At 53.3% G+C, this 24112-nt stretch carries 23 protein-coding genes; 15 read left to right on the top strand and 8 right to left on the bottom strand.

Annotated features, from left to right (window positions below; translation table 11 throughout):
* The first annotated feature begins 74 nt into the window (after nt 1–74).
* From dnaB to QNH99_RS20340, 6 genes are all read left to right on the top strand, one after another.
* On the top strand, nt 75–1481 hold the full coding sequence (gene dnaB, locus QNH99_RS20365) for a replicative DNA helicase (RefSeq protein WP_063877990.1): 1407 nt from the start codon (nt 75–77) through the stop codon (nt 1479–1481).
* Nucleotides 1482–1607: 126 nt separating this feature from the next.
* Nucleotides 1608–2099 carry an Lrp/AsnC family transcriptional regulator gene (locus tag QNH99_RS20360; RefSeq protein ID WP_063877991.1) on the top strand — a complete coding sequence of 164 codons (492 nt, stop codon included), beginning with the start codon at nt 1608–1610 and terminating at the stop codon, nt 2097–2099.
* A gap of 185 nt (nt 2100–2284) precedes the next feature.
* A complete protein-coding gene (locus QNH99_RS20355) occupies nt 2285–2899 on the top strand; it encodes a YitT family protein (RefSeq protein WP_410517131.1) in 615 nt (204 codons plus the stop codon).
* A 41-nt stretch (nt 2900–2940) separates the two neighbouring features.
* Complete coding sequence (locus tag QNH99_RS20350) at nt 2941–4134, top strand: amino acid aminotransferase (protein ID WP_283378769.1); 1194 nt, start codon at nt 2941–2943, stop codon at nt 4132–4134.
* Between the two features lie 126 nt (nt 4135–4260).
* Nucleotides 4261–4677 carry a secondary thiamine-phosphate synthase enzyme YjbQ gene (locus tag QNH99_RS20345; protein ID WP_063877994.1) on the top strand — a complete coding sequence of 139 codons (417 nt, stop codon included), beginning with the start codon at nt 4261–4263 and terminating at the stop codon, nt 4675–4677.
* 2 nt (nt 4678–4679) lie between these two features.
* Nucleotides 4680–5003 carry an MmcQ/YjbR family DNA-binding protein gene (locus QNH99_RS20340; RefSeq protein WP_063877995.1) on the top strand — a complete coding sequence of 108 codons (324 nt, stop codon included), beginning with the start codon at nt 4680–4682 and terminating at the stop codon, nt 5001–5003.
* Nucleotides 5004–5041: 38 nt separating this feature from the next.
* On the opposite strand, the gene QNH99_RS20335 is transcribed toward QNH99_RS20340, so the two are convergent.
* Both QNH99_RS20335 and uvrA read right to left on the bottom strand, forming a co-directional pair.
* Nucleotides 5042–6106 carry an NAD(P)-dependent alcohol dehydrogenase gene (locus QNH99_RS20335; RefSeq protein ID WP_063877996.1) on the bottom strand — a complete coding sequence of 355 codons (1065 nt, stop codon included), beginning with the start codon at nt 6104–6106 and terminating at the stop codon, nt 5042–5044.
* 226 nt (nt 6107–6332) lie between these two features.
* The gene (uvrA, locus tag QNH99_RS20330) at nt 6333–9161 is read right to left on the bottom strand and encodes an excinuclease ABC subunit UvrA (RefSeq protein ID WP_063877997.1); all 2829 of its coding nucleotides are present in this window, start codon (nt 9159–9161) and stop codon (nt 6333–6335) included.
* A gap of 224 nt (nt 9162–9385) precedes the next feature.
* Here uvrA and ssb1 point away from each other — a divergent pair, with 224 nt between their 5' ends.
* Nucleotides 9386–9937: a single-stranded DNA-binding protein SSB1 gene (gene ssb1 / locus QNH99_RS20325; protein WP_063877998.1), complete on the top strand. Its 552-nt coding sequence runs from the start codon at nt 9386–9388 to the stop codon at nt 9935–9937.
* Nucleotides 9938–10027: 90 nt separating this feature from the next.
* Here the strand turns inward: ssb1 and QNH99_RS20320 are convergent, their stop codons facing one another.
* Together QNH99_RS20320 and QNH99_RS20315 are read right to left on the bottom strand one after the other, a co-directional pair.
* Nucleotides 10028–10621, bottom strand: coding sequence for a DUF1349 domain-containing protein (locus tag QNH99_RS20320; protein WP_145394213.1), 594 nt, complete (start codon nt 10619–10621; stop codon nt 10028–10030).
* 72 nt (nt 10622–10693) lie between these two features.
* Nucleotides 10694–11212, bottom strand: coding sequence for an isochorismatase family protein (locus QNH99_RS20315; protein WP_410517130.1), 519 nt, complete (start codon nt 11210–11212; stop codon nt 10694–10696).
* A gap of 125 nt (nt 11213–11337) precedes the next feature.
* Between QNH99_RS20315 and QNH99_RS20310 the strand changes: the two genes are divergently transcribed.
* Both QNH99_RS20310 and QNH99_RS20305 read left to right on the top strand, forming a co-directional pair.
* A complete protein-coding gene (locus QNH99_RS20310) occupies nt 11338–12165 on the top strand; it encodes an AraC family transcriptional regulator (RefSeq protein WP_283355335.1) in 828 nt (275 codons plus the stop codon).
* A gap of 76 nt (nt 12166–12241) precedes the next feature.
* On the top strand, nt 12242–13201 hold the full coding sequence (locus tag QNH99_RS20305; RefSeq protein ID WP_410517129.1) for a DMT family transporter: 960 nt from the start codon (nt 12242–12244) through the stop codon (nt 13199–13201).
* Nucleotides 13202–14113: 912 nt separating this feature from the next.
* Here QNH99_RS20305 and QNH99_RS20300 read toward each other — a convergent pair.
* Nucleotides 14114–14509 carry a transposase gene (locus QNH99_RS20300; protein ID WP_063878003.1) on the bottom strand — a complete coding sequence of 132 codons (396 nt, stop codon included), beginning with the start codon at nt 14507–14509 and terminating at the stop codon, nt 14114–14116.
* A gap of 518 nt (nt 14510–15027) precedes the next feature.
* Between QNH99_RS20300 and QNH99_RS20295 the strand changes: the two genes are divergently transcribed.
* Complete coding sequence (locus QNH99_RS20295) at nt 15028–16284, top strand: oligosaccharide flippase family protein (protein ID WP_096010464.1); 1257 nt, start codon at nt 15028–15030, stop codon at nt 16282–16284.
* An 8-nt stretch (nt 16285–16292) separates the two neighbouring features.
* Nucleotides 16293–17243, top strand: a complete 951-nt coding sequence (locus QNH99_RS20290; protein WP_096010463.1) for an ATP-grasp fold amidoligase family protein — start codon at nt 16293–16295, stop codon at nt 17241–17243.
* 52 nt (nt 17244–17295) lie between these two features.
* Here the strand turns inward: QNH99_RS20290 and QNH99_RS20285 are convergent, their stop codons facing one another.
* Together QNH99_RS20285 and soxS are read right to left on the bottom strand one after the other, a co-directional pair.
* Nucleotides 17296–17577: a YjcB family protein gene (locus QNH99_RS20285; RefSeq protein ID WP_063878006.1), complete on the bottom strand. Its 282-nt coding sequence runs from the start codon at nt 17575–17577 to the stop codon at nt 17296–17298.
* Between the two features lie 246 nt (nt 17578–17823).
* Nucleotides 17824–18249, bottom strand: coding sequence for a superoxide response transcriptional regulator SoxS (gene soxS, locus QNH99_RS20280; RefSeq protein ID WP_063878007.1), 426 nt, complete (start codon nt 18247–18249; stop codon nt 17824–17826).
* Between the two features lie 164 nt (nt 18250–18413).
* On the opposite strand from soxS, the gene soxR reads away from it, so the two are divergent.
* From soxR to QNH99_RS20260, 4 genes are all read left to right on the top strand, one after another.
* On the top strand, nt 18414–18899 hold the full coding sequence (soxR, locus tag QNH99_RS20275) for a redox-sensitive transcriptional activator SoxR (protein WP_063878008.1): 486 nt from the start codon (nt 18414–18416) through the stop codon (nt 18897–18899).
* A 39-nt stretch (nt 18900–18938) separates the two neighbouring features.
* Complete coding sequence (locus QNH99_RS20270) at nt 18939–19604, top strand: glutathione S-transferase family protein (RefSeq protein ID WP_410517695.1); 666 nt, start codon at nt 18939–18941, stop codon at nt 19602–19604.
* A gap of 359 nt (nt 19605–19963) precedes the next feature.
* The gene (locus tag QNH99_RS20265) at nt 19964–21313 is read left to right on the top strand and encodes an NCS2 family permease (RefSeq protein WP_410517128.1); all 1350 of its coding nucleotides are present in this window, start codon (nt 19964–19966) and stop codon (nt 21311–21313) included.
* Nucleotides 21314–21457: 144 nt separating this feature from the next.
* Entirely contained in the window at nt 21458–23110 is a 1653-nt protein-coding gene (locus QNH99_RS20260; RefSeq protein WP_063878011.1) for a Na+/H+ antiporter, read from the top strand.
* Nucleotides 23111–23177: 67 nt separating this feature from the next.
* Here QNH99_RS20260 and QNH99_RS20255 read toward each other — a convergent pair whose 3' ends face one another.
* Complete coding sequence (locus QNH99_RS20255) at nt 23178–24080, bottom strand: LysR family transcriptional regulator (RefSeq protein ID WP_096010461.1); 903 nt, start codon at nt 24078–24080, stop codon at nt 23178–23180.
* Between the last annotated feature and the right edge of the window lie 32 nt (nt 24081–24112).

Raw genomic sequence — 24112 nt, 5'->3', positions numbered from 1 at the left:
TCATGAGGGTGAGGCGCGCCCCTTAACTGAGGTATACTTGCGCGTCCCCACAGAAGATCGGTAATGCATTCACTATGGCAGGAAATAAACCCACCAACAAATCGAACGAAACGCAGGATCGCCAGTTGGAAGGCGTGAAAATGCCCCCGCATTCGCTGGAAGCGGAACAGTCGGTGCTGGGTGGGTTAATGCTGGATAACGAGCGCTGGGACAACGTGTCCGAACGCGTCGTGGCTAATGATTTTTTCAATCGCTCGCACCGTCTGATCTTTTCCGAGATGCAGCGCCTGCTGGAAAACAGCAAGCCGATAGACCTGATCACCCTGTCTGAATCGCTCGAAACGCGCGGCGAACTGGACATGGCAGGTGGCTTCGCTTACCTGGCAGAACTGGCAAAAAATACGCCCAGTGCTGCGAACATCGGTGCCTATGCGGATATCGTGCGCGAACGCGCGGTAGTGCGTGAAATGATCGCCGTGGCAAATCAAATTGCCGATGCCGGTTACGATCCCCAGGGACGCAGCAGTGAAGATCTGCTGGATTTTGCCGAGTCGAACGTATTCAAGATTGCTGAGGCGCGGGCGAATAAAGATGATGGTCCAAAGAATATTGAGCAGATTCTTGAAGCCACCGTTTCACGCATCGAATCGCTGTATCAGACGCCGCATGATGGTGTTACCGGGGTGGATACCGGTTACCAGGACCTGAATAAGAAAACGGCGGGTCTGCAGCGATCAGACCTGATTATTGTGGCCGCCCGTCCGTCGATGGGTAAAACCACCTTTGCCATGAACCTGTGCGAAAACGCCGCCATGCTACAGGACAAACCAGTGCTGATTTTCAGCCTGGAGATGCCCAGCGAACAGATCATGATGCGTATGCTGGCCTCGTTGTCGCGGGTCGATCAGACGCGCATTCGTACCGGTCAGCTCGACGATGAAGACTGGGCGCGCATTTCGGGAACGATGGGGATCTTGCTGGAAAAGAAGAATATGTATATCGATGATTCTTCTGGCCTGACGCCGACCGAAGTGCGTTCTCGCGCGCGGCGTATCTACCGTGAAAACGGTGGACTGAGCATGATCATGATCGACTACCTGCAGTTGATGCGCGTACCTGCCTTGTCGGATAACCGTACCCTGGAGATCGCGGAGATTTCCCGTTCGTTAAAAGCGCTGGCAAAAGAGCTGAATGTGCCCGTGGTGGCCCTGTCCCAGTTGAACCGCTCTCTGGAACAACGTGCCGATAAACGCCCGGTGAACTCGGATCTGCGTGAATCCGGCTCGATCGAGCAGGATGCTGACTTGATCATGTTTATTTATCGCGATGAGGTTTATCACGAAAACAGCGATCTTAAAGGGATTGCCGAGATCATTCTGGGCAAGCAGCGTAACGGCCCCATCGGAACCGTGCGCCTCACCTTTAACGGTCAGTGGTCACGTTTCGATAACTACGCCGGACCGCAATACGACGACGAGTAATCCTGTTATGCGCCGACATGCACGATCTGTGCATGTCGCTTACCACCGTACGAAATAGTGTTGGACAATCCCGCAGATAATCGGGTTATCTGTAGCAAAGCGACACTCCTACGCGATGGAAACAGCATGACTCATGTAGACGATTACGATCTGAAAATCCTCACTCTGTTACAATCCAATGGCCGCCTTACCAATCAGGAACTCAGTGATTTAGTGGGTCTTTCTGCGTCGCAATGCTCACGTCGTCGTATCAATCTTGAACAGGCAAACCTGATTCTTGGCTATCACGCCCGCCTGTCGCCGGACGCGGTAGGTCTTGGCATGGTCGGGTTGATCGAAGTGCGTCTTATCAACCACACCGCTGAGTATGTCGAGAGTTTTCATCAGATGGTGGCGCAGGAAGAGGCCATTGTAGATGCTTATAAAACCACCGGGGATGCCGACTACCTGCTAAAAGTGGCGGTGGCCGATTTAGCCTCACTCAGTGCGTTAATCAGCCAGTTGTTAGCCGGGCACCAAAGCGTTTCCCATGTCAAAACGTCGGTTGTGCTGGGCAGGCTTAAAGAGAATGGTCTGATGATGAGTGCTGAGCCCGCTGTGCGCCAAAAAAGCGCATAATGTGCAAATGTGGTGCGATGAATCGTCAATTTATGCGTTTTTTGTGCGCCACATAAATCGACTATGCACGATTCGCCCTGTCAGAGCCGATGACACAGGCGGACGAAGACAACCGCGTTATCCGCACACGCAGGCTGGCGTAGTTATTGCATCAGTGCGTCATTCCTTCGCACTGAGACAGTATTATGGATAACCTTGTACAACCCGTTGATATTCCCCATTCTCGCCTTGAAGACGCGCTGGCTATTCTGCTCGGCACCTTAATGGTCTCGTTTGGCGTGATCATGCTGAAGCAGGCGGGTGCCCTGACCGGCAGTACGGCAGGCATCGCATTTTTAATCAGCTACCTGTCGCCCGTCTCTTTTGGCAGTGCCTTCTTTCTGATTAACATCCCGTTTTACTGGCTGGCCGTAAAGCGTATGGGCTGGGAATTTACCCTGAAAACCTTCAGTGCCGTGGGCCTGGTGTCACTTTTTACCCACCTGCACCCGTTATTTATGCATTTTTCCACGCTGAATCCTTTTTATGCGGCATTGTTCGGTAACGTCATCATGGGCATTGGGTTTATAGTGTTGTTTCGTCACAAAGCCAGCCTGGGTGGAAGCAATATTCTGGCGCTCTGGTTACAGGACCGTTTCGGCATTCGCGCCGGTAAACTGCAAATGGCAGTGGATACCTGTGTGGTGTTGGCGTCGCTGTTTGTCGTCAGCCTGCCGATGTTGCTTGCGTCTGTCGCCGGCGCAGTGGTGCTTAATTTGATTATCGCAATGAACCATCGTCCCGGGCGTTACAGGGTTTAGTGGCCCTTTTTATTTCAAGACCAACCATGGAGATCTGCACCGTGTTCCAAAACGTTGATGCCTATGCTGGCGACCCTATTTTGTCGCTGATGGAAGCCTTTAAACAGGACCCGCGCGAGCATAAAGTGAACCTGAGTATTGGGCTTTATTACAATGAGCAAGGCATCATTCCTCAGCTACAGGCCGTTGCCGATGCTGAAGAACAGTTGCGTGCCGAGCCGCAGCAGGCTTCTCTCTATCTTCCGATGGAAGGGTTAAGCAGCTACCGCAACGCGATTGCGCCCTTGTTGTTTGGGGCCGGGCATCCGGTACTGAAAGCGGGCCATGTTGCATCCATCCAGACATTAGGCGGTTCGGGTGCGCTCAAAGTGGGTGCGGATTTCCTCAAGCGCTATTTTCCACAGTCAAACGTATGGGTCAGCGATCCGACCTGGGAAAACCATGTCGCCATTTTTAGCGGGGCAGGTTTCGAGGTTAATACCTATCCCTGGTATGACCCGGAAAGCAACGGCGTGCGGTTTGACGCTTTCCTCAGCAAGCTGAAAACATTGCCCAGCCAGAGCATCGTGCTGCTGCATCCGTGCTGTCATAACCCGACCGGTGCTGACCTGACGAATGCCCAGTGGGACGAAACCGTCGCGGTGCTGAAAGCACAGGAACTGATTCCGTTTCTCGACATCGCCTATCAGGGCTTTGGTGCTGGTATGGAAGAAGATGCTTACGCGATGCGTGCGGTTGCCGCGTCGGGCTTGCCTGCGCTGGTCAGCAATTCATTCTCAAAAATTTTCTCGCTCTATGGCGAGCGCGTCGGTGGACTTTCCATCGTGTGCGACAGCGCTGAAGAGTCCAGCCGTGTTCTGGGCCAGTTAAAAGCGACCGTGCGTCGTAACTATTCCAGCCCGCCGAATTTCGGCGCGCAGGTGGTGGCACGCGTGTTAAACGATCCTGCCTTAAAGGCGAACTGGCTGGCAGAAGTGGAAGCGATGCGCCTGCGTATTATCGACATGCGTCAGGCGCTGGTGCAGGTGATGAGTACGGCGTTGCCGGGTAAAAGCGTTGACTACCTGTTAAAGCAGCGCGGGATGTTCAGCTATACCGGCCTGAGCGCGCAGCAGGTGGATCGCCTGCGAGAAGAGTTTGGCGTTTATCTGGTTGGCAGCGGTCGTATGTGCGTGGCGGGCCTCAACAGTAAAAATGTCCATCAGGTAGCAGAAGCCTTTGCTGCGGTAATGTAATTCTCAGCCGTCGCAGGTTCTGGCCGCCAGCATTGTCTGGCGGCTTTTTTATTTTTACGGTTCGGGTTTACCTTTGCGCCACATTCTGCACACTTAAATGGTCTGACAGATTCAGGAAAAAAATGTATGTGGCATCAACAAACCTTGACCTTAAGCGCGAAATCACGCGGTTTTCATCTGGTCACTGACGAAATCGTGCAACAGCTGACAGGTTTACGTGATATCAGGATCGGACTGGTGCATTTGCTGTTGCAACACACTTCAGCCTCACTGACGCTGAATGAAAACTGCGATCCGACGGTACGACGTGATATGGAACAGCACTTTATGCGTCATGTCCCGGAAGACGCACCTTATCAACATGATTATGAAGGCCGTGACGATATGCCCGCGCACATTAAGTCGTCCAGTCTTGGCGTATCGTTGACGTTGCCTGTGCAGCGTGGCCAGCTGGTATTGGGAACCTGGCAGGGTATTTGGTTGGGTGAGCATCGCATTCACGGTGGTGCCCGACGTATCGTTGCCACCCTACAAGGGGAATGATGATGAATAACTCAGAGTTACTGACCTATTGCATGAGCAAACCTGGCGCTGAACAAAGCGTTCACAGCGACTGGAAGGCTACACAGATTAAGAGCAACGGCGTGCTGTTTGCCATGGTTCATGAAGTGAAAGGTCGACCGGCGGTGTCGTTAAAATCCACGCCTGCGCTGGCTGAACTGATGCGGGATGAGCACAGCGATGTGTTCCCCAGTGAACACCTGAATAAATCCCACTGGAACACGCTGTTTCTGGATGGCACGCTAAAAGATTCGCAAATCTACTATCTGGTGGATGCCTCTTTTCAGCAGGCTGACGCCGGACGATAAGGTCCCTCCCCCGAGGCGGGAGAGGGCGAACGGCAGCGTTATGCCGCAGATTCGTTACGCAGCGTATTGATATCAATAACAAAGCGGTATTTTACATCGCTTTTCAGCATACGTTCGTAGGCGTCGTTAATCTGATCCATAGCAATCAGCTCGATATCTGAGGTAATGCCATGCTCGCCACAGAAATCCAGCATTTCCTGGGTTTCAGCGATGCCGCCGATCAGCGAACCGGCAACACTGCGACGTTTAAAGATCAGGTTAAACACCTGCGGTGCCGGGTGATCATGCTCAGGCGCGCCCACCAGGGTCATATTGCCGTCACGCTTCAGCAGGGTGATAAAAGGGTTAAGATCGTGCTGGGCTGCGACGGTGTTCAGGATGAAGTCAAAGCTGTTGGTATGCTGGGCCATCTGGTCGGCATCTTTAGAGATTACGACTTCGTCCGCACCCAGGCGTTTGCCATCTTCGATTTTTGACGGTGAGGTGGTAAACAACACCACATGCGCGCCCATCGCATGTGCAATTTTCACGCCCATGTGACCCAGACCGCCCAGGCCGACGATACCGACTTTTTTACCCGGACCGACGTTCCAGTGACGCAGCGGTGAATAGGTAGTGATACCGGCACACAGCAGCGGTGCAACGCCTGCCAGCTCAAGGTTTTCGGGAATACGCAGCACAAAGCTTTCATCCACAACCATCGAGGTCGAGTAGCCGCCATAGGTAATAGCACCTGTTACGCGATCTTCACCGTTGTAGGTGCCGACAAAACCGTTTTCACAGTACTGCTCCAGCCCTTCCTGGCAGCTTGGACAGCTACGGCAGGAATCCACCATACAGCCGACGCCGACCAGATCGCCCACTTTGTATTTTTGCGTATCCGGGCCAACAGCGGTAACGCGACCGACAATTTCGTGCCCAGGTACCACAGGGAAAATCGTATTTTTCCACTCATTGCGCGCCTGATGTAAGTCAGAGTGACAAACGCCACAGAACAGCACTTCAAGCTGTACGTCATGAGCACGAAGCTCACGCGGTTTGAAATCAAACGGTGCCAGTTTGGATTTTGCATCCTGAGCAGCATACGCATGGGTAATGTTCATGGAGTCTCCAGTTAAGGTGTGTCGTGATTTTTGAATCAACGCCGCAGCATAAAGCGCGCAGCAAGAAGGTGACGCCAGGGGCGTACCAAAGAGGAACGGATTAAGGATAGTCAGGGGATCGAAAAGCGTATATGCCTATACGTGTCTGAATCTTGCCTGATTCTGCATTTATCCGGTTAAACAGAGCAGTTCTGAAAAAAAGCCCGCCAGAGGCGGGCATGACAATTTATTTTTTCAACAAGGGTTTGAGGAAACGCGCGGTATGGGATTTCTCGCACTCCGCCACCGTTTCCGGCGTACCCGACACCAGGATTTCACCGCCGCCGCTGCCGCCTTCTGGCCCCAGGTCGACAATCCAGTCCGCCGTTTTAATCACGTCCAGATTGTGCTCAATCACTACAATGGTGTTGCCTTGATCGCGCAGCTGATGCAGCACTTCCAGCAACTGCTGGATATCAGCAAAGTGTAACCCGGTGGTCGGCTCATCCAGAATATACAGGGTTTGACCGGTACCGCGTTTTGACAGCTCACGCGCCAGTTTCACACGCTGGGCTTCACCGCCGGAGAGTGTCGTTGCCGACTGACCCAGGCGGATATAGGACAAACCCACGTCCATCAGCGTTTGCAGCTTACGCGCCAGCGCCGGTACGGCATCAAAGAACTCGCGTGCCTCTTCGATGGTCATTTCCAGCACTTCGTGAATGCTTTTGCCTTTGTATTTAATCTCCAGCGTTTCACGGTTATAGCGTTTGCCTTTGCACTGATCGCACGGCACATAGATGTCCGGCAAAAAGTGCATCTCAACTTTCAGTACGCCATCACCCTGACAGGCTTCACAGCGTCCGCCACGGACGTTAAAGCTGAACCGGCCAGGATTGTAACCGCGTGAACGGGACTCCGGGACGCCGGCAAACAGCTCACGTACCGGCGTAAAAATACCGGTATAGGTTGCCGGGTTTGAGCGCGGCGTCCGGCCAATAGGGCTCTGATCGATATCGATAACTTTATCGAAATGCTCCAGTCCGACTACCTCACGGTAGGGGGCCGGTTCGGCAATCGTCGCGCCATTCAGGGCGCGCTGTGCAATCGGGAACAGCGTATCGTTGATGAGCGTCGACTTCCCTGAACCGGAGACACCGGTGATGCAGGTAAACAGGCCAACAGGCAGCGTTAACGTCACATCCTTAAGGTTGTTGCCCCGTGCGCCGGTGATTTTCAGCACCTTAGACGGATCGCCTTTCACCCGCGCTTTAGGCAAGGCGATTTCGCGTTTTCCGCTGAGGAACTGACCGGTCAGGGAGGCTTCTTCGGCCATGATCTGGTCGACGGTCCCTTCCGCGACAATCGATCCACCGTGTACCCCTGCGCCGGGACCGATATCAATCACGTGGTCGGCGGCACGAATCGCATCCTCATCATGCTCCACCACAATTACCGTGTTGCCCAGATCGCGCAGGTGAATCAGCGTGCCAAGCAGGCGCTCGTTATCACGCTGATGCAGGCCGATGGAAGGCTCATCCAGCACATACATGACACCGACCAGGCCAGCACCGATCTGACTGGCCAGGCGAATACGTTGTGCTTCACCGCCCGAGAGGGTTTCAGCGGAGCGCGACATCGACAGGTAATTCAGGCCAACGTTGACCAGAAAGCTCAGGCGATCGCCAATCTCTTTCAGCACTTTCTCGGCGATTTTAGCCCGCTGACCACTCAGCTTCAGGTTTTCAAAAAACGACATGGCGTGCCCAATACTCATTTCTGAGATGGTGGGCAGCGTGGTATTTTCCACGTAGACGTGGCGCGCTTCACGCCGCAGACGCGTTCCTTCACAGCTGGTGCAGGCACGATTGCTGATGAACTTCGCCAGCTCTTCACGCACCGCCGATGACTCCGTCTCTTTATAGCGGCGTTCCATATTGTTCAGCACGCCCTCGAACGGATGACGGCGCACCGAGGTATCACCACGGTCATTGATATATTTAAACTCAATGCTCTCTTTACCTGAACCATACAGGATGACGTTACGCACGTTGTCCGGCAGGCTGCTAAAGGGCGCTTCGATATCAAACTTGAGGTGCTCAGCCAGCGAGCGCAGCATCTGGAAGTAATAAAAGTTGCGGCGATCCCAGCCGCGGATTGCGCCACCGGCCAGCGACAACTCCACGTTTTGCACCACGCGATCGGGATCGAAATACTGCTGCACGCCCAGACCATCACAGGTTGGGCAGGCACCGGCAGGGTTGTTGAACGAGAACAGGCGCGGTTCCAGCTCACTCATGCTGTATCCGCAGATCGGGCAGGCAAAGTTAGCGGAGAACAGCAGTTCTTCGGCGGCATCATCGTCCATATCGGCGACAATCGCCGTACCACCAGACAGTTCCAGCGTGGTTTCGAACGACTCGGCAAGGCGCGTCGCTAAGTCATCGCGCACTTTGAAGCGATCGATAACCACTTCAATGGTGTGTTTTTTCTGCAGTTCCAGCTTAGGTGGATCGGAAAGATCGCACACCTCGCCATCGATCCTGGCGCGGATATAGCCCTGCGTAGCCAGGTTCTCCAGCGTTTTGGTATGTTCACCTTTACGATCTTTCACCACCGGTGCCAGCAGCATCAGACGACGGCCTTCAGGCTGCTCAAGAACCTGGTCAACCATCTGGCTGACCGTTTGTGCCGCCAGCGGCACGTCGTGATCCGGGCAGCGAGGTTCACCCACGCGGGCAAACAGCAGGCGCAGGTAATCGTGGATCTCAGTGATCGTTCCCACTGTAGAGCGTGGGTTATGCGAGGTGGACTTTTGCTCAATGGAGATAGCCGGCGACAAACCCTCGATATGATCGACGTCCGGTTTCTCCATCAATGAAAGAAACTGGCGCGCATAAGCAGAGAGCGACTCCACATAGCGGCGCTGACCTTCCGCATACAGCGTATCAAACGCCAGAGATGACTTACCGGACCCTGACAGGCCAGTAACCACAATGAGTTTGTCGCGAGGAATCGTCAGGTTGATGTTTTTCAAATTATGGGTGCGGGCACCACGAACTTCGATCTTATCCATTCACCTTTCCCGGATTAGCAGCACTCACCGCGCCATACGACACGGCCAGAATAAACGCATCATTATGGCACAAAAAATAGACTGAACAAATATCCAGTAGTTTTTTGCTTTTTTAAGGCGGATGATTAAAAATGGAACACCTCTCTAAACTGGGAAACCAGGCGCGGGACGTGTTAGAATTGATCGTTTAGAGTTTACGTAAAAATTCATCGGGAGACAGCAACATGGCCAGTCGTGGCGTTAACAAAGTGATTCTTGTCGGGAATCTGGGTCAGGATCCGGAAGTACGTTACATGCCAAATGGTGGCGCTGTCGCCAACATTACGCTGGCTACCTCGGAAAGCTGGCGTGATAAACAGACCGGTGAAAACAAAGAAATCACCGAATGGCACCGTGTCGTGCTGTTTGGCAAGCTGGCTGAAGTTGCCGGCGAATATCTGCGTAAAGGTTCTCAGGTCTATATTGAAGGCCAGTTGCGCACCCGTAAGTGGCAGGACCAGGGTGGCCAGGAACGTTACACCACGGAAGTGGTGGTGAACGTTGGCGGCACCATGCAAATGTTGGGTGGACGTCAGCAGGGCGGTAACGCGCCAGCAGCAGGCGGCGGTCAGGGCAGTAACAACGGTTGGGGCCAGCCTCAGCAGCCACAGCCGCAGCAGGCGAACAATAACCAGTTCAGTGGCGGCGCGCAGTCTCGTCCTCAGCAGCAGCCAGGCGCACCGGCCAGCAACAACAATGAACCACCAATGGATTTCGACGACGACATTCCGTTCTGATTAAGACATTGCGTCGTTCTTCCGTATTGCAAAAGCCCCTACAGGGGCTTTTTGTTTTTCTGCATGTGTTCTGGCGTGACGCGATTCCCTTCAGCTCAGGTCATGCAGGGCCTTATCCAGCGGCGGGGTCAAAGACAGGTCCTGAAATGCCACGCTCAGGCCAGCGCGTTCTGGTGTGCAGCACATGACACCGACGTTAACGCTGCCTGCCGGGAAAGGGCACAAACGCAGTAACGGCCAGCATTGACCATCGGTTGAATACTGCAGTCTCAGGCTGTCCCCTTTGCGCGTCAACCTGAGCCAGAATGCCCGCGCATCGCCGGGAAAGATGCCCGTGGCCCAGTCAGACTGGCCAAGCGTCAATACGCTGCCGATGGCGGGCGCACCATCATTATATTCAATGCCCGCTTTCAACCAGTGCTGCGCATCGCGCATCAGCATCAGTCCGGCCTGATCGTACAGCGTGGTAAAATCCGCACAAATTTTGACCTGGAAAGTAAAATCCTCCTGCACTTCCGTGGCAAAGATATGCCCGGAAAAACGTTCAAATCCATACCAGGTCTTATGCCAGAAATCCGTTTTTTCATCGGTGACGACCTGCAACGTGCCGTCATGATACCGCCACTGTGCAGGTTCATTGATCCAGGAAAAGGATTCGAACACGGCGCCTCCAAAATGCGTCATAAGTCATAGCCTTACCGTTAAGAGTAGTCAGAGCATAAAGTATAGGCTCAGGTGCCTTTTGGTTGGTCGCCGCTACCGCCATTCAGCCAGCAGGGTTTCGGTATTGACGACGCGCGGCACGTTACCCGGCAGACCAAACCCTGCCCACACTTCATTATGCTGACCAATTAATTGCTCCGCGCTGACGTAAGTGCGGTCGGCGGTGGTGTGCGCATCGGCTGCCACGGTGATGCGATAACCTAAACTCGCGCCCACTTTAATGGTGGTATCAACACAGTAGTCGGTGGCACAGCCACAAATCACGAAGTCGGTAACCGATAAAGTGGTCAGCAGCGACGCCAGGGGCGTTTGCCAGAAGCTGTCGCACGCGGTTTTGGTGATGTAATGCGCATTCTGGGGTTGTTCAATATCAGGTAACAGGGCAAACACATGGCTGCCTTCCGTCATGTTTCCTTCGCGATGCTGAATAAACAGGGTAATGTCAGCCTGTCTGATCAGCCGGTTGATCTGGGCGACTCGCCCTGCGCGATCGAAACGCGGCGATGCAAACACACCATTTTGCATATCAACTACCATTACTACACGCTGCATGATCGTTCCTTGTCAGGATGCCTGTTAGCAGTGTTGCGTATTCAAACGGGGATGACAATCTTTGCCTGTCGTCGTGCTTTGCGGGCAATATAAAAGACGGTGTCGCATATAAAAGGAGAGGTGACGTGGAGGGCATTCCTGCGGTTTTCCCCTGTGAAAAAGATCGCGCGCAGTTTAAGCAATCGCCTGAACTGCCCGGTGTGGAGCTTTATCAGGCACATATCTCTCGTTACGCATTTGAACCACATACGCATGAAGCGTTTGGCATTGGGACGATTGAGGCGGGCGCGCAACGTTTTCGCTATCGCGGTACGCAGTACACCGCACCGGCGCATTCGCTGGTGATGATGAATCCAGATGAGCTGCACACCGGCGAATCGGCCTGCGAAGAGGGCTGGCGTTATCAAATGATTTACATCCAGCCGCAGCTGATGGATGAACTCAGCGGTGACCGCGGCTGGTGGTTTAACGACGCGCTCAGGACGGATATCCGTCTGGCACAACCGCTATCGCAGGTTCTCTCGACGTTGTGGCACGCCGAAACGGCGCTGGCACGTTACAGTTTGTTATCAGAACTGCTGCTTCAATTGCGCCCGCTGGCGCGCATGGCCTCTCCCCGCAAAGCGGAAGCCAGGCATCGCTTCGACAAGGTGCGCGACTACCTGCGTGCGAATCTGGCTGAACCGGTCAGGCTGGAGACGCTGGCAGCCTTAGTCTCATTATCGCCCTGGCATTTTTTACGGGCTTTCCGCGATCGTTTCCACGTGACACCTCAGCAAATGTTAATGGCGTACCGACTGTATGAGGCCAAAGAGAGGCTGGCGCAGGGCGAAGCGATCGCCAGCGTGGCCGCTGCGGTGGGCTTGACCGACCAGGCGCATCTCACGCGCGCCTTTGCTAACCGTTATGGCATTACCCCAGGGCGTTATCAAAAACAGATAATCTCGCGATAGCCTGAGCGCAATTTGCTACAAGCTTTTCTTGCCTGATTTGGTCACACTGATGTTAAAACTCAGACAGGAAAAAACGATGTTGATGGGGATACTGTTTGCCCTTGCCGCGGGCATGATGTGGGGGCTGATTTTTGTCGGACCGATCCTGGTCCCGGATTACCCGGGCACCTTACAGTCGGCGGGACGTTATGTGGCCTTTGGGCTGATAGCCCTGCCGCTGGCCTGGCACGATCGTCATCGACTGCGTCAGCTTACGTCCGCTCACTGGCGGGAAGCCTTGAAGCTGTCGCTGATCGGCAACCTGTTTTATTACGCGTTTCTCGCCAATGCTATCCAGCGAACGGGCGCGCCGGTTTCCACCATGATTATTGGCACCTTACCCATCGTTATCGCCGTCACCGCTAACCTGTGTTACGGCCATCTTGAAGGACGGCTGTCCTGGCGGCGGCTGATCCCGGCATTGATGGTAACAGGAGCCGGCCTCGTCTGTGTCAATGCAGCAGAGTTGCAGTCGCAAGGCGCGTCGCTTGATGGCCGCCGTTATCTGACGGGGATTGGCCTGGCGGTGATGGCAGTCATCTGCTGGACCTGGTATCCGCTGCGTAATGCGCGCTGGTTACGAACCCATCCCCAACTTAAACCCGCCACATGGGCGACAGCCCAGGGATTAGTGACTCTGCCGCTGGCCCTGGTAATGTACGCGTTGGTGAGCGCGCAACTGGCGTGGCAACGGCCCGACTTTGCCCTGCCATTTGGCCCCCGACCGCAGGTGTTCGTCTCATTAATGTTGATCATCGGGCTGCTCTGCTCATGGGTGGGGACCTTATGCTGGAACGCGGCCAGCCAACGCCTACCCACGGTTTTAATGGGGCCGCTCATCGTGTTTGAAATTTTGTTTGGGCTGTTATGGACTTTTGTCTGGTATCAAAGCTGGCCACCGGCCTTAACTTCCGCTGGTATTACTTGTCTGATCCTGGGCGTGATAGGGGCCATGCGGATTAAACCTCAACCCCGGGTGACCGCCATCGATCCCTGATAATAATTACCGCTTGTGATTGATTATTACCAGGGGTGATATTCACGCTTTTTCAGATTATGCCTCACTCAGGATCGGCAAAATAATGCCGAAATCGACCGCTGGCACGGCGGAAATCGGCGGCCAACAGTTAAATGCCACGCACTGTTCCCGGCAAAATGCGATCTCACCCGGCCATTTACCGCCGTGCAAAGCCTTATTTTGAGCAAAAAATAGACAGTTATGTCCGGATTGCGACCACGATTAACCTTCAAAAGGCACTTATCGGGGGGCGATGTGTATCCTGGAGGCGAATTTAACGCCCGAAAACCGGGCTGCCAGGCCGTTTGGTTAAGATAATTCCTTATAAAAAACCCCCTTTTACTCCAGCTATCCCTTATTAAATCGGGATTTCACCACGCTTCGCTTTTATTTAATGTTTAACAATGGGCATCAATAGCACCCCACAAGCGGTATTTGCTGAAGAAAGTGATAAGTAGCAATAAACTATTTTTCTGGGATTATTCTGGGCTTTTTTTACCTTTTTATGCTGTTGGAAATCATTCCGCGATCGGCAAAAAATTTCTCAGGGCCAGCCTGGGCTGAAAAAAACAGCATGTTGGCCTGGATATCATTACCAGCACTGAACATAAAAGCACAGGGGATATAGGTTCTTTTAGGGATGCTAATGAAAAAAAAGAGAGACGCCAATCTCACCGAAATGAGATTGGGCGGATAAAAGTGGCGTAGATAGCGAGACTTTTGCTGTTGTGAATCAATTTTACCGCAAAAAAAGAAGCGTAACCGCCAATCCATTCATTAATTACGGACTGGGCGAAGCGCACCACCATAAATGTCCTGTTAAATGCTCTTCATCTCTTCTGGTAAGAACAAATCGCAGCGATGTGGCCATTAAAAGCCGTCATCTCACTATTAGCGGTTATCAGAACCGGCTGGGTAATGATAAACGCTACGGCTTATATCCAGTAAACGGCAGCTGCGCCGGGTTCCAACATCAAAAGTGCTCTGTAAGAAGTTGACCGCCTGACGTTTGTCATTCGTGGTGAAGAAGTTCTTCAGGACGCTTTGTAGCATTTCCTTATCCGAGTTGAGCGCATGCAGTTCGCGCGTCAGAGACTGAACTTGTTCTTCCAGTTCTTTGATTTTTCTGCCTTCTTCTGAAGATAACCCAGAGAACTTCTTCTTCCAGCTGTAGAAGGTTGCCTCAGAGATGCCAAGCTCCTCACAAATCTCTTTAACTTTAACGCCCGATTCAGAAGCTTTAATGGCATTTGTGATTTGATCTTCGCTATATCGTGACTTTCTCATAAATGCTCTTACCTTTCTTATCAATTAATGGATGAGAATTACTTTATTAACCTTTGGTACTGTATGATTTCATTGAGTGCCGTATTTAAATACGTACGTTAAATTGCGAGGGTTAAATTAAGATATTTAGAATAAATATCATCATGGGATAAATCTTATTTTATTCTGATCGGGATGCCGCGCCTTCCTGGCATGCGGTTTTTGATATAAATTCATCGCATCCCAAAGATAAAAAACGACTGTAAATTTGATATTCAACATTCCTTGACCTGTTTTATTATGGAAGGGTGGTTTTTGGAAACATTATTGATTTCACTTTGAAATCGTTTCCAATTGGCGGTATTCGGGCCAGGTATAATCAGAATTCTCCTGAATTCACTCGATAAAATAAGACCCGATTCTCATTTCCGAGCCGGACTGGCTTGATGTTTATAATTTCGCTTTGAAATTTAAGCGCTTATTACTTCGCCCCAGGGATGGGGATGCGGTAGAGGTAGAGTAATACTAAGGAATAGTTGATGAAATTGAGCGTAATGGCTAATGCCGCCTGGATGATGTCTGAAAAGATTATCTCCGTTTTTGGCGTCATTTTCGTGACGTCTTATGTGGCCAAATCCTTTGGTCCGACCCTATTTGGTCAGATGGCGTTTTCAACGTCATTATTTGCCATGGTGCAAACCATAGCCATATTTGGCACTGAAACTATTTTGTTTAAACGTGTCAGTAAAAATGCGACAAAAGCTTTACGTTTAATGCGCATTGCACGCACGTTGCGTATGGGTTTATTACTTCTTACCTCGGTGCCGGTATTAATTTGGGTTTGGTACAACATGCAGGAAAATTTCCTGGCATTTGCGCTGGCCTCATTTGTGGCGTCTGTTTTTGTCACGCAGGACACCTTTAGCGTCTACAACAACGCGCGTTTAGCTTCAAAGCTCAACGCCGTTGCGAATGCGGCTGGCATGCTGATGAGCTTTGCCCTGAGCTTTATCATTGCCTGGTTACGCCTTAACCCACTGTGGCTAACGCTGTCAGTGGTCACGGTGACGTTAGTGCCCTACGCCATCAAACGCTACGCCTTTTACCAGGCGCATCAGGATCGGCTCCCGCCGCCGGCGACGCGCACGCTGTATTTGCGTTACCTGATGTATGCCGGATTGCCGCTGGCGATTTCCAGCATCTTTATTTCTATACAGGTAAAAGCCGCGCAGATGTTTTTGGCAGGCATCGCGTCTGCACAAGAGCTGGGCTTGTTTGCCGCAGCCAATACCATCGCCGCTTCATGGATTTTTATCCCGGTCGCGCTGATTACCTCGTGCTTCAGCGAAATTTTTCGGGCGCGCGGTGATGAAGCGATCAGGCTGACGGCGCGGCTCAATGGCTACGTGATGGCCGTGTCCCTGCTGATGCTGCTTATCGTTGCGCTGTTTGGCGAACAGATCATCACGGCGTTGTATGGCCCGGCGTTCAGGCAGTCGGGCCAGCTCATCACCCTGCTGTCGATAGCAACCAGCTTTTCGGCACTGGGAACCGTCGCGTATCGCTACATGGTGAAAGAAGGGGGCTTTGATTATTTACTGAAGAAAATCATTTGTCTGGTGATCATCAGCATGCCGCTTTCCTGGTGGCTAATTCAGGACTACGGCATTACGGGAGCCGCATGGAGCGTTTTTCTTTCAGAGCTCCTGTCCCTGACCGTCATGAATTATTTTTTTAAACACGGCGTTATTCAAAAAATCCAGGTTTCCTCACTCAACTACAAAACCTACAAATGAGGTCAAATATGCTCAAGTTAAAACAAGAGCTTAGAAGAAGTTTGCAGTACTTTATCAAGAAGATGCCCTGGACTTATCAGGATCGGATTTATTACTTCCGCAAGTTCAGAAGGCTTCCTAACCTGCATGAGCCAAAGGTCTTCAATGAAAAAGTGCTGTATCGCAAGTTCATCCATGGCGATTATCAGCTGTATGCACGCCTGTCCGACAAGTTTTCGGTGCGTGAATTTATTGCTGAGAAAATCGGTAGTGCGTACCTGATTCCCTTGCTGCACGACACCACCGATCCCACCACGCTCAACAACCTGACGCGCTGGAAGGGAACGGTGATTAAACCAAACCATGCTTCAAACATGGTAGAGATCGTGCTGGAGGAACCGAGTGCCCTTCGCAAGCAGCAAATCATTCATAACTGCTACACGTGGTTAAAAACGGATTTTGCCAGCGAAGCACGCGAGATCCACTATCGCTACATCAAGCCACGCATTTTGGTGGAGCAGTACATTGGTGATGGCAAACAGGCACCGGTTGATTACAAGTTTCACATGTTCAACAAGCGTGATGGCAACTTTGAGTATGTGCTTCAGGTCATTTACAACCGCGGCCAGCCTCAGCTTTCGATGAACTTTTATGTGAACAACCTGAGCGAGGTGTTTCATAAAATTCGTGATACCGGGCTCGACGTCTCAACGGTCATGCCTTCGTTAGAGCAGGCACTGGCGTTAAGCAAAACGCTGGCCAGCGACTTCGACTATGTGCGCGTGGACTGGTATATCCATGACCAACACATTTACTTCGGCGAGCTTACGTTTACGCCAGGCGCAGGCATGGTGACGGGACTGGATAGCGGATTAGATCAGATGATGGGTGACATGTGGATTCAGGATCGTCGCGGAACGCAGAGGCCGGACGTAGAAGTGCAGGATATTGCGATTCCTGTCATGTTGAAGAAAATTTGACGTTACACAGCAATATAAAAAACCCCGCGTTGCGGGGTTTTTTATTGGTCAATCAGGGCATTTGCCAGTTAGCTGGCGCATGACTCATTACGTCAATAAAGACGTCTTTAGAGACGCTGAAAAAATGGTGTACGTTTTCCATACTCAGCGTGATGCCCATCAAGCCCGTCACAAACCAGCACGACATTCCCACGCCAACGCTGCCACAGATAAATGCCATCACGTGATGGCTATCCTGGCGAAGTCGGGTTTTTAACGTGCTGGCAAAGAACATCATTACAGCGCTCAACAATTCCCAGCGCATAACAAGAAAACTGGTGGTTAAGGTAGCCATCAATTTTGACCTCAAAATCGGAGTTTACGCCTGACTGTCTGCGAGCATCACGTCGGCGGAAAAGTCTGTCAGGTCGGGCTCTTTCGTCGGCAACAAATGTCATAATGTGATGTGGATCACACTATAGCATTCGATTTTCCAATTTTGTACAAAATTTGTCTGGTTTTTCAGCAGAAGTGGGTGGCGGGTGCAGGGGAAGGAAACCTGAGAAAAGCGGTGTGCGCCCAGCCAGGCGCACGGTGATATTCAGCTAACCGGACAGCACTCGCCCATGGTGCGCTGGGTAAAGCTGGTCATATTGTCGCTGCAGTCAAAACTCATCAGGCGCGGACGCTGAATCGTCTGGCGGCGCATAGCATGGCGATAAGCCGTGGGCGTTTGGGAAAACTGGCGGCGAAACACCCTGGAGAAGGTCTGCTGCGAGTCATAACCATATTGCATCGCAATATCGAATACCGGGCGCTGAGTTTGCCGCAGCGCTTCTGCGGCCAGAGTCAGACGGCGTTCACGAATATAACCACCCAACGTTTGTTTCGTCACGCTACGGAACATACGTTGCAGATGCCATTTCGAATAGCCTGATTTCGCGGCCACTTCATCAATTGACAGGCTCTTATCCAGGTTTTGGTCAATCCAGTGTGTCAGTGAATGAATGATCTCTTCTTGTATCATGGCCTCATCCTTCTGGTGAATTTCCCCGTGCGTTCATGCTGCCTTTGCGCGCGAGTCGCGATGAAAATCGCGCCCGTTTGCTGGCGAATGACGTCGTGAGGGAGCGTGTCGTTCTGATGGGAAAAGAGTATAATTCCTCAAGTTAACTTGAGGTAAAGTGCCAAATGAAAAAAGATCGCAATTACCCAAAACCGGTGCTGACACCGGGTGAAGTGGCGCGCCGCAGCGGCGTGGCCGTCTCTGCGCTGCATTTTTATGAAAGCAAAGGGCTCATCTTTAGCACCCGCAATAACGGAAATCAGCGACGCTACAGCCGTGATGTTCTGCGACGGGTCGCCATTATTAAAATTGCACAGCGCATTGGGATTCCGCTTGCCAGCGTCAGCGACAGCCTTGAAAACATGCCGGCGGATAAACGTATGTCGGCTCAGGACTGGGGCAATCTGACCCAGCACTGGCGCGACGAACTGGATAAGCGCATCGAAACGCTAACGCGCCTGCGTAACGATTTGGATGGTTGCATTGGCTGTGGATGTTTATCGATGCGTGACTGTCCGCTGCGCAATCCCGGCGATCGGCTGGGGCAGCAGGGTTCGGGCGCGGTACTGCTTGATCCTGAACAGGATGGTGCACTGCATAAGACAAGGTGACGTCTATACTTGCTGCATATTCACTGACAGGGAATCATGATGATCACCGTTCACCATCTTGAACAATCGCGCTCTCACCGGGTGCTGTGGATGCTGGAAGAGCTGGAAGTGCCTTACCAGGTCAAACGCTATCAGCGTGAACCCACGATGCTGGCGCCGGACGCGTTAAAAAAAGTGCATCCGTTAGGAAAGTCGCCGGTTATCACCGATGACAATCGCGTGGTGGCCGAGTCCGGGGCGATCCTTGAGTATCTGGAAGAGAAGTACGACAGCGAAAGGCGGCTGCAGATCACCGACGAAGAGGCACGGCTGCAGGCGCGTTACTGGCTACATTACGCCGAAGGTTCACTGATGCCGCTGCTGGTCATGAAGTTGGTTTTTGGCCGCCTTGGCAGCGCGCCTGTGCCGTGGTTGCTGCGTCCCATCGGTGCGGCGCTCGGCAAAGGCGTTCAGAAAGCCTGGCTGGATAAACAACTTACCTTGCATAAGCAGGTGATTGAAGATCACCTCTCGGTGCATCCGTGGTTTGCCGGTCAGCGTTTCAGCATTGCTGATGTGCAGATGAGCTTTCCGATTCTGGCGCTGAGCCAGCGCGCCGGACTGAAGGATGCCCCCGCCACACAAAAATGGTTAACGACCGTGCAACAGCGTGCGGCCTGGCAACGGGCCATTCAGCAAGGCGGTGAAATTCATCTTTCGGGCTGATCGCGCATTATCCTGTCCTATCGGATGACGCCGCCCGGCGTCATCTTCGTCTGCTTTCTCGATAATGCGGCGTAATCATCACCGCATCCTGACGCACTGAATGTTACACGATAGTATCAAGAGCATCCCCGATGTTATCGACCTGATCTTTATAGCCAGGAATCCTCACAGAGCGGTTGAAAAGCGGCGGGAAAACGCCGGATAATCGGCCCCCTTTAAACGGGGACGTACGACGCCCCGTTCTGTGCGGCTAAGTAAACGTTTGCCTTTTTGTCGGCAGCCTGTTGGCGATGACAGCTTTCAGGGAAGTCAGGGCGGTTACCGCGCGATCCAACAACAAAAATTTTTGAGGCTCAACTATGTCAATTGAATCACGCCCCGCCAGTGGAAAACTGGATGCCTGGTTCGCCATTTCGGCCCGAGGCAGTAGCGTGCGGCAGGAAATTGTCGCCGGGCTGACCACCTTTCTCGCCATGGTTTATTCGGTGATCGTGGTGCCTGGCATGCTCGGTAAAGCGGGGTTTTCACCTTCGGCGGTGTTTGTGGCTACCTGCCTGGTGGCGAGCGTTGGATCGATCATCATGGGGCTGTGGGCCAATTTACCCCTGGCCATTGGCTGTGCCATTTCACTGACGGCTTTTACGGCCTTTAGCCTCGTCCTGGGTCAACACATTAGCGTTCCGGTCGCGCTGGGGGCCGTGTTCCTGATGGGCCTGCTTTTTACCCTGATCTCCACCACCGGGATTCGCGCCTGGATCTTACGTAATCTGCCGATGGGCGTCGCCCACGGCACCGGCATTGGGATTGGCCTGTTTCTGCTGCTGATTGCGGCAGACAACGTTGGGCTGGTCGTCAGAAACCCGGCCTCAGGTTTACCCGTTGCGCTGGGCCATTTTACGTCGTTCCCCGTCATGATGTCTTTGCTGGGGCTGGCTGCGATTTTCGGCCTGGAAAAACGCCGTGTCCCGGGCGGCATTTTACTCACCGTTATTGCGATTTCTGCGCTGGGGCTGGCGTTCGATCCGTCCGTGCGCTGGCTGGGACTGTTTGCCTTGCCCAGCCTGCGTGATGCGCAGGGCGAGTCACTGTTATTCAGTCTCGACATCATGGGCGCTTTGCAGCCTGCGGTCTTGCCCAGCGTGCTGGCGTTAGTGATGACGGCGGTCTTTGATGCCACCGGTACGATCCGCGCGGTGGCGGGCCAGGCTAACCTGCTGGATAAAGACGGGCAAATCATTAACGGCGGCCGGGCGCTGACCACGGATTCCGTCAGTAGCCTGTTTGCCGGCCTTGTGGGTGCCTCACCGGCGGCCGTGTACATCGAGTCTGCCGCCGGGACGGCGGCAGGGGGCAAAACCGGCCTGACGGCCATTGTTGTTGGCCTCCTGTTTTTACTCATTCTGTTTATGTCTCCGCTGGCTTATCTGGTGCCGGCGTACGCTACCGCGCCTGCGTTGATGTACGTTGGCCTGCTGATGCTGAGTAACGTGGCAAAGATCGACTTCGGTGACTTCGTTGATGCCATGTCCGGTCTGCTCACGGCGGTGATCATCGTGCTGACCTGTAACATCGTTACCGGCATCATGATCGGTTTCGCGACCCTGGTGGTGGGCCGTCTGTTTGCGGGTGAGTGGCGCAGGCTAAACGTGGGCACGGTGGTGATCGCCGTCGCGTTAGTCGCTTTTTATGCCGGAGGCTGGGCGATCTGACTGTTCAACCGGACGTGCCGCGGCATGTCCGGAATTATCCGCTTTTTGCTCGTTGAAGCACGCGTAGCTTTTCCCGCCCTCGCCAGTTTGTTTTACACTTTTAACCTAATGTTGATTCGAAGATAACTACCGCCTAAGGAAAGCATGGAAATCTTTTTTACTATTTTGATTATGACGCTGGTGGTCTCGCTCTCCGGGGTGGCTGCCCGTATTCTGCCTTTTCAGATTCCCCTTCCTCTGGTGCAGATCGCCGTCGGTGCGCTGCTGGCCTGGCCGACCTTCGGGCTGCACGTGGATTTCGACCCGGAGCTCTTCCTCGTCTTATTCATTCCGCCGCTGTTATTTGCTGACGGCTGGAAAACACCGGTCAGCGAGTTCCTGCATTACGGGCGGGAAATTCTTGGCCTGGCGCTGGTGCTGGTGCTGATTACCGTTGTCGGTATTGGCTATCTGATTTACTGGACGGTGCCCGGGATTCCCCTGATCCCCGCTTTCGCCCTGGCGGCCGTGCTATCACCTACCGATGCCGTGGCGCTGTCAGGCATTGTCGGCGAAGGCCGTATTCCGAAGAAAATTATGGGAATACTGCAAGGCGAAGCCTTGATGAACGATGCTTCTGGCCTGGTTTCACTGAAATTTGCGGTCGCAGTGGCGATGGGCACCATGGTGTTTAGTTGGGGCGGAGCCAGCGTCGAGTTCCTGAAAGTGGCCGTGGGCGGCCTGATCGCCGGTGTCGCGGTATGCTGGCTCTACGGTAAATCGCTGCGCGTCCTGAACCGCTGGAGCGGCGGGGACGATGCTGCCACACAGATTGTCCTGCTGCTGCTGCTGCCTTTTGCCTCTTATCTGATTGCTGAACACCTGGGCGTTTCCGGGATTTTAGCCGCCGTCGCGGCCGGGATGACCATCACGCGCTCCGGCATTATCCGCCAGGCGCCGCTGACCATGCGACTGCGCGCCAACAGCGTCTGGCACATGCTGGAGTTTGTGTTTAACGGCATGGTGTTCCTGATGCTGGGCCTGCAGTTGCCCTCTATTCTGCAAAACTCGATCGACCAGGCAACAGCCGATCCCAATGTGGATATCTGGATGATTTTCGCGGACATCGTCCTGGTCTACGCGGCGTTAATGGTGGTGCGTTTCGGCTGGTTGTGGATCATGCAGCGTTTCAGCAAACGCTGGTTAAAAAAGAAACCGTTAGTGTTCTCCAGCTACTCGTTGCGTGAACTGCTGATTGCCTCTTTTGCGGGCGTACGCGGTGCCATTACCCTGGCGGGTGTGCTGTCGATTCCCCTGTTCCTGACCAACGGCCATCCTTTCCCGGCGCGTTATGAGCTGGTGTTTATCGCAACCGGCGTGATTCTGTTCTCGCTGCTGGTTGGCGTCATCGTTCTGCCGATGCTGCTGCGCGGTGTAGAGACGATCGACAAAAGCGCCCATCGGCACGAACTGCAGCATGCAAGAGCGGTGATGGCCGGCGTCGCTATCGAGAGTCTGCATAAGATGGAGGCGCGGCTTGAAAAGGAAACCGAAGAAAACATCGACCCTGAGTTACTGAAAGAGGTCAGCCTGCGGGTGATTGGTAATCTGCGGCGTCGCGCGGAAGGGAAAAACGATCTTGAGCATGCGCTGTTTGCCGAAAACCTGGAACGTCGTTTTCGTCTGAACGCGTTACGTGCCGAGCGTGCAGAGGTCTATCACCTGCGTGCGACTCAGCAGATATCAAACGAGACGATGCAAAAACTGTTGCACGATCTGGACCTGCTGGAAGCGCTGCTGATTGAGAAAGAAGAGTAATCTTCTTGTTATGCGCTCCCGTTCGCCCGATAACCTGCGCTCTGCGATTATCGGGCGACCTGGGGCGCTAGACGGAAAGACGCGGCGCATTATCAGGCCAGTGTTCCCGGCAACACGCTATCCAGGCCCGCGCGCTGCGTGACAGGTAGCTGCCTTCACGCCAGATCAGCCCCAGATGCCACTGCAGCTCGGACTCCAGCGGAAGCCACAATAACGACTGCTTATCTAACCGCTGGCAAATGGGCTCCGGCAGTATCGCCAGGCCCATCTCCGCCTGCACCATGGCCGCCAGAAAATCCCATTGCCCGCTGCGTACTGCAATCTCAGGCGTGATCCCCTGACGCTGAAACGCTTTCATCAACTGGCGGTTCAGCGAAAACTCTTCATTAAAGATCAGCAAAGGATGGGAGGCCAAATCGCTCAGGCCAAGCTGCGTGCGCTGCAGCCAGGGTGCCTGACGTGGCAGTAGCACACACAGCGGATGCTGCATAAGCGATAAGGTTTCGAGGGGCAACTCGGCATCAACGGGGAGCGCCGTCAGGGCAATATCCAGCGTGCCCGCCAGCACCGCTTCCTGAACCGTTAAGCCGCCAAACTCAGCAATACTGAGTTCCACACCCGGATAGCGACGGCGAAACGCCGAAACCGATCCGGCGATCTGCATGCCCACCATCGGGGGAATGCCCAGCCGCAGCTTGCCGGTTTTCAGCTGATTGATATCGCCTATCTCGGCCTCAAGCTGATGAAACTCTTGCAGAATAGCCAGCCCGCGCTGATAGACCGCTTGCCCGCTATCCGTCAGGTGCAGACGTCGCCCATCACGAATGAGCAGTGCGCAGTCCAGCTCCTCTTCCAGCTGGCGCACCATTTTGCTGATCGTAGGCTGTGTCACGAACAGCTTCTGTGCAGCACGGGTAAAACTTTGCTGACGTACCACTTCGGTAAAGTAACGCAACGCGCGAACGTCCATAACTATTCCTTTCTGGCATGATTTGAATAATT

This window comes from Pantoea allii, assembly GCF_046529425.1.
Taxonomy (GTDB): Bacteria; Pseudomonadota; Gammaproteobacteria; order Enterobacterales; family Enterobacteriaceae; genus Pantoea; species Pantoea allii.
This window is presented reverse-complemented; position numbering and strand designations above follow the sequence as displayed.

What these genes read in the sequence shown, in the direction of transcription:
- QNH99_RS20295 (WP_096010464.1), top strand. Translation starts at nt 15,028, where the DNA reads ATGAAATTGAGCGTAATGGCTAATGCCGCCTGGATGATGTCTGAAAAG.
- QNH99_RS20345 (WP_063877994.1), top strand. Translation starts at nt 4,261, where the DNA reads ATGTGGCATCAACAAACCTTGACCTTAAGCGCGAAATCACGCGGTTTT.
- QNH99_RS20320 (WP_145394213.1), bottom strand. Translation starts at nt 10,621, where the DNA reads ATGACGCATTTTGGAGGCGCCGTGTTCGAATCCTTTTCCTGGATCAAT.
- QNH99_RS20285 (WP_063878006.1), bottom strand. Translation starts at nt 17,577, where the DNA reads ATGGCTACCTTAACCACCAGTTTTCTTGTTATGCGCTGGGAATTGTTG.
- QNH99_RS20360 (WP_063877991.1), top strand. Translation starts at nt 1,608, where the DNA reads ATGACTCATGTAGACGATTACGATCTGAAAATCCTCACTCTGTTACAA.
- QNH99_RS20300 (WP_063878003.1), bottom strand. Translation starts at nt 14,509, where the DNA reads ATGAGAAAGTCACGATATAGCGAAGATCAAATCACAAATGCCATTAAA.
- QNH99_RS20265 (WP_410517128.1), top strand. Translation starts at nt 19,964, where the DNA reads ATGTCAATTGAATCACGCCCCGCCAGTGGAAAACTGGATGCCTGGTTC.
- QNH99_RS20335 (WP_063877996.1), bottom strand. Translation starts at nt 6,106, where the DNA reads ATGAACATTACCCATGCGTATGCTGCTCAGGATGCAAAATCCAAACTG.
- QNH99_RS20270 (WP_410517695.1), top strand. Translation starts at nt 18,939, where the DNA reads ATGATCACCGTTCACCATCTTGAACAATCGCGCTCTCACCGGGTGCTG.
- uvrA (WP_063877997.1), bottom strand. Translation starts at nt 9,161, where the DNA reads ATGGATAAGATCGAAGTTCGTGGTGCCCGCACCCATAATTTGAAAAAC.
- soxS (WP_063878007.1), bottom strand. Translation starts at nt 18,249, where the DNA reads ATGATACAAGAAGAGATCATTCATTCACTGACACACTGGATTGACCAA.
- soxR (WP_063878008.1), top strand. Translation starts at nt 18,414, where the DNA reads ATGAAAAAAGATCGCAATTACCCAAAACCGGTGCTGACACCGGGTGAA.
- QNH99_RS20260 (WP_063878011.1), top strand. Translation starts at nt 21,458, where the DNA reads ATGGAAATCTTTTTTACTATTTTGATTATGACGCTGGTGGTCTCGCTC.
- QNH99_RS20355 (WP_410517131.1), top strand. Translation starts at nt 2,285, where the DNA reads ATGGATAACCTTGTACAACCCGTTGATATTCCCCATTCTCGCCTTGAA.
- QNH99_RS20340 (WP_063877995.1), top strand. Translation starts at nt 4,680, where the DNA reads ATGAATAACTCAGAGTTACTGACCTATTGCATGAGCAAACCTGGCGCT.
- QNH99_RS20315 (WP_410517130.1), bottom strand. Translation starts at nt 11,212, where the DNA reads ATGCAGCGTGTAGTAATGGTAGTTGATATGCAAAATGGTGTGTTTGCA.
- QNH99_RS20290 (WP_096010463.1), top strand. Translation starts at nt 16,293, where the DNA reads ATGCTCAAGTTAAAACAAGAGCTTAGAAGAAGTTTGCAGTACTTTATC.
- ssb1 (WP_063877998.1), top strand. Translation starts at nt 9,386, where the DNA reads ATGGCCAGTCGTGGCGTTAACAAAGTGATTCTTGTCGGGAATCTGGGT.
- QNH99_RS20255 (WP_096010461.1), bottom strand. Translation starts at nt 24,080, where the DNA reads ATGGACGTTCGCGCGTTGCGTTACTTTACCGAAGTGGTACGTCAGCAA.
- dnaB (WP_063877990.1), top strand. Translation starts at nt 75, where the DNA reads ATGGCAGGAAATAAACCCACCAACAAATCGAACGAAACGCAGGATCGC.
- QNH99_RS20305 (WP_410517129.1), top strand. Translation starts at nt 12,242, where the DNA reads ATGTTGATGGGGATACTGTTTGCCCTTGCCGCGGGCATGATGTGGGGG.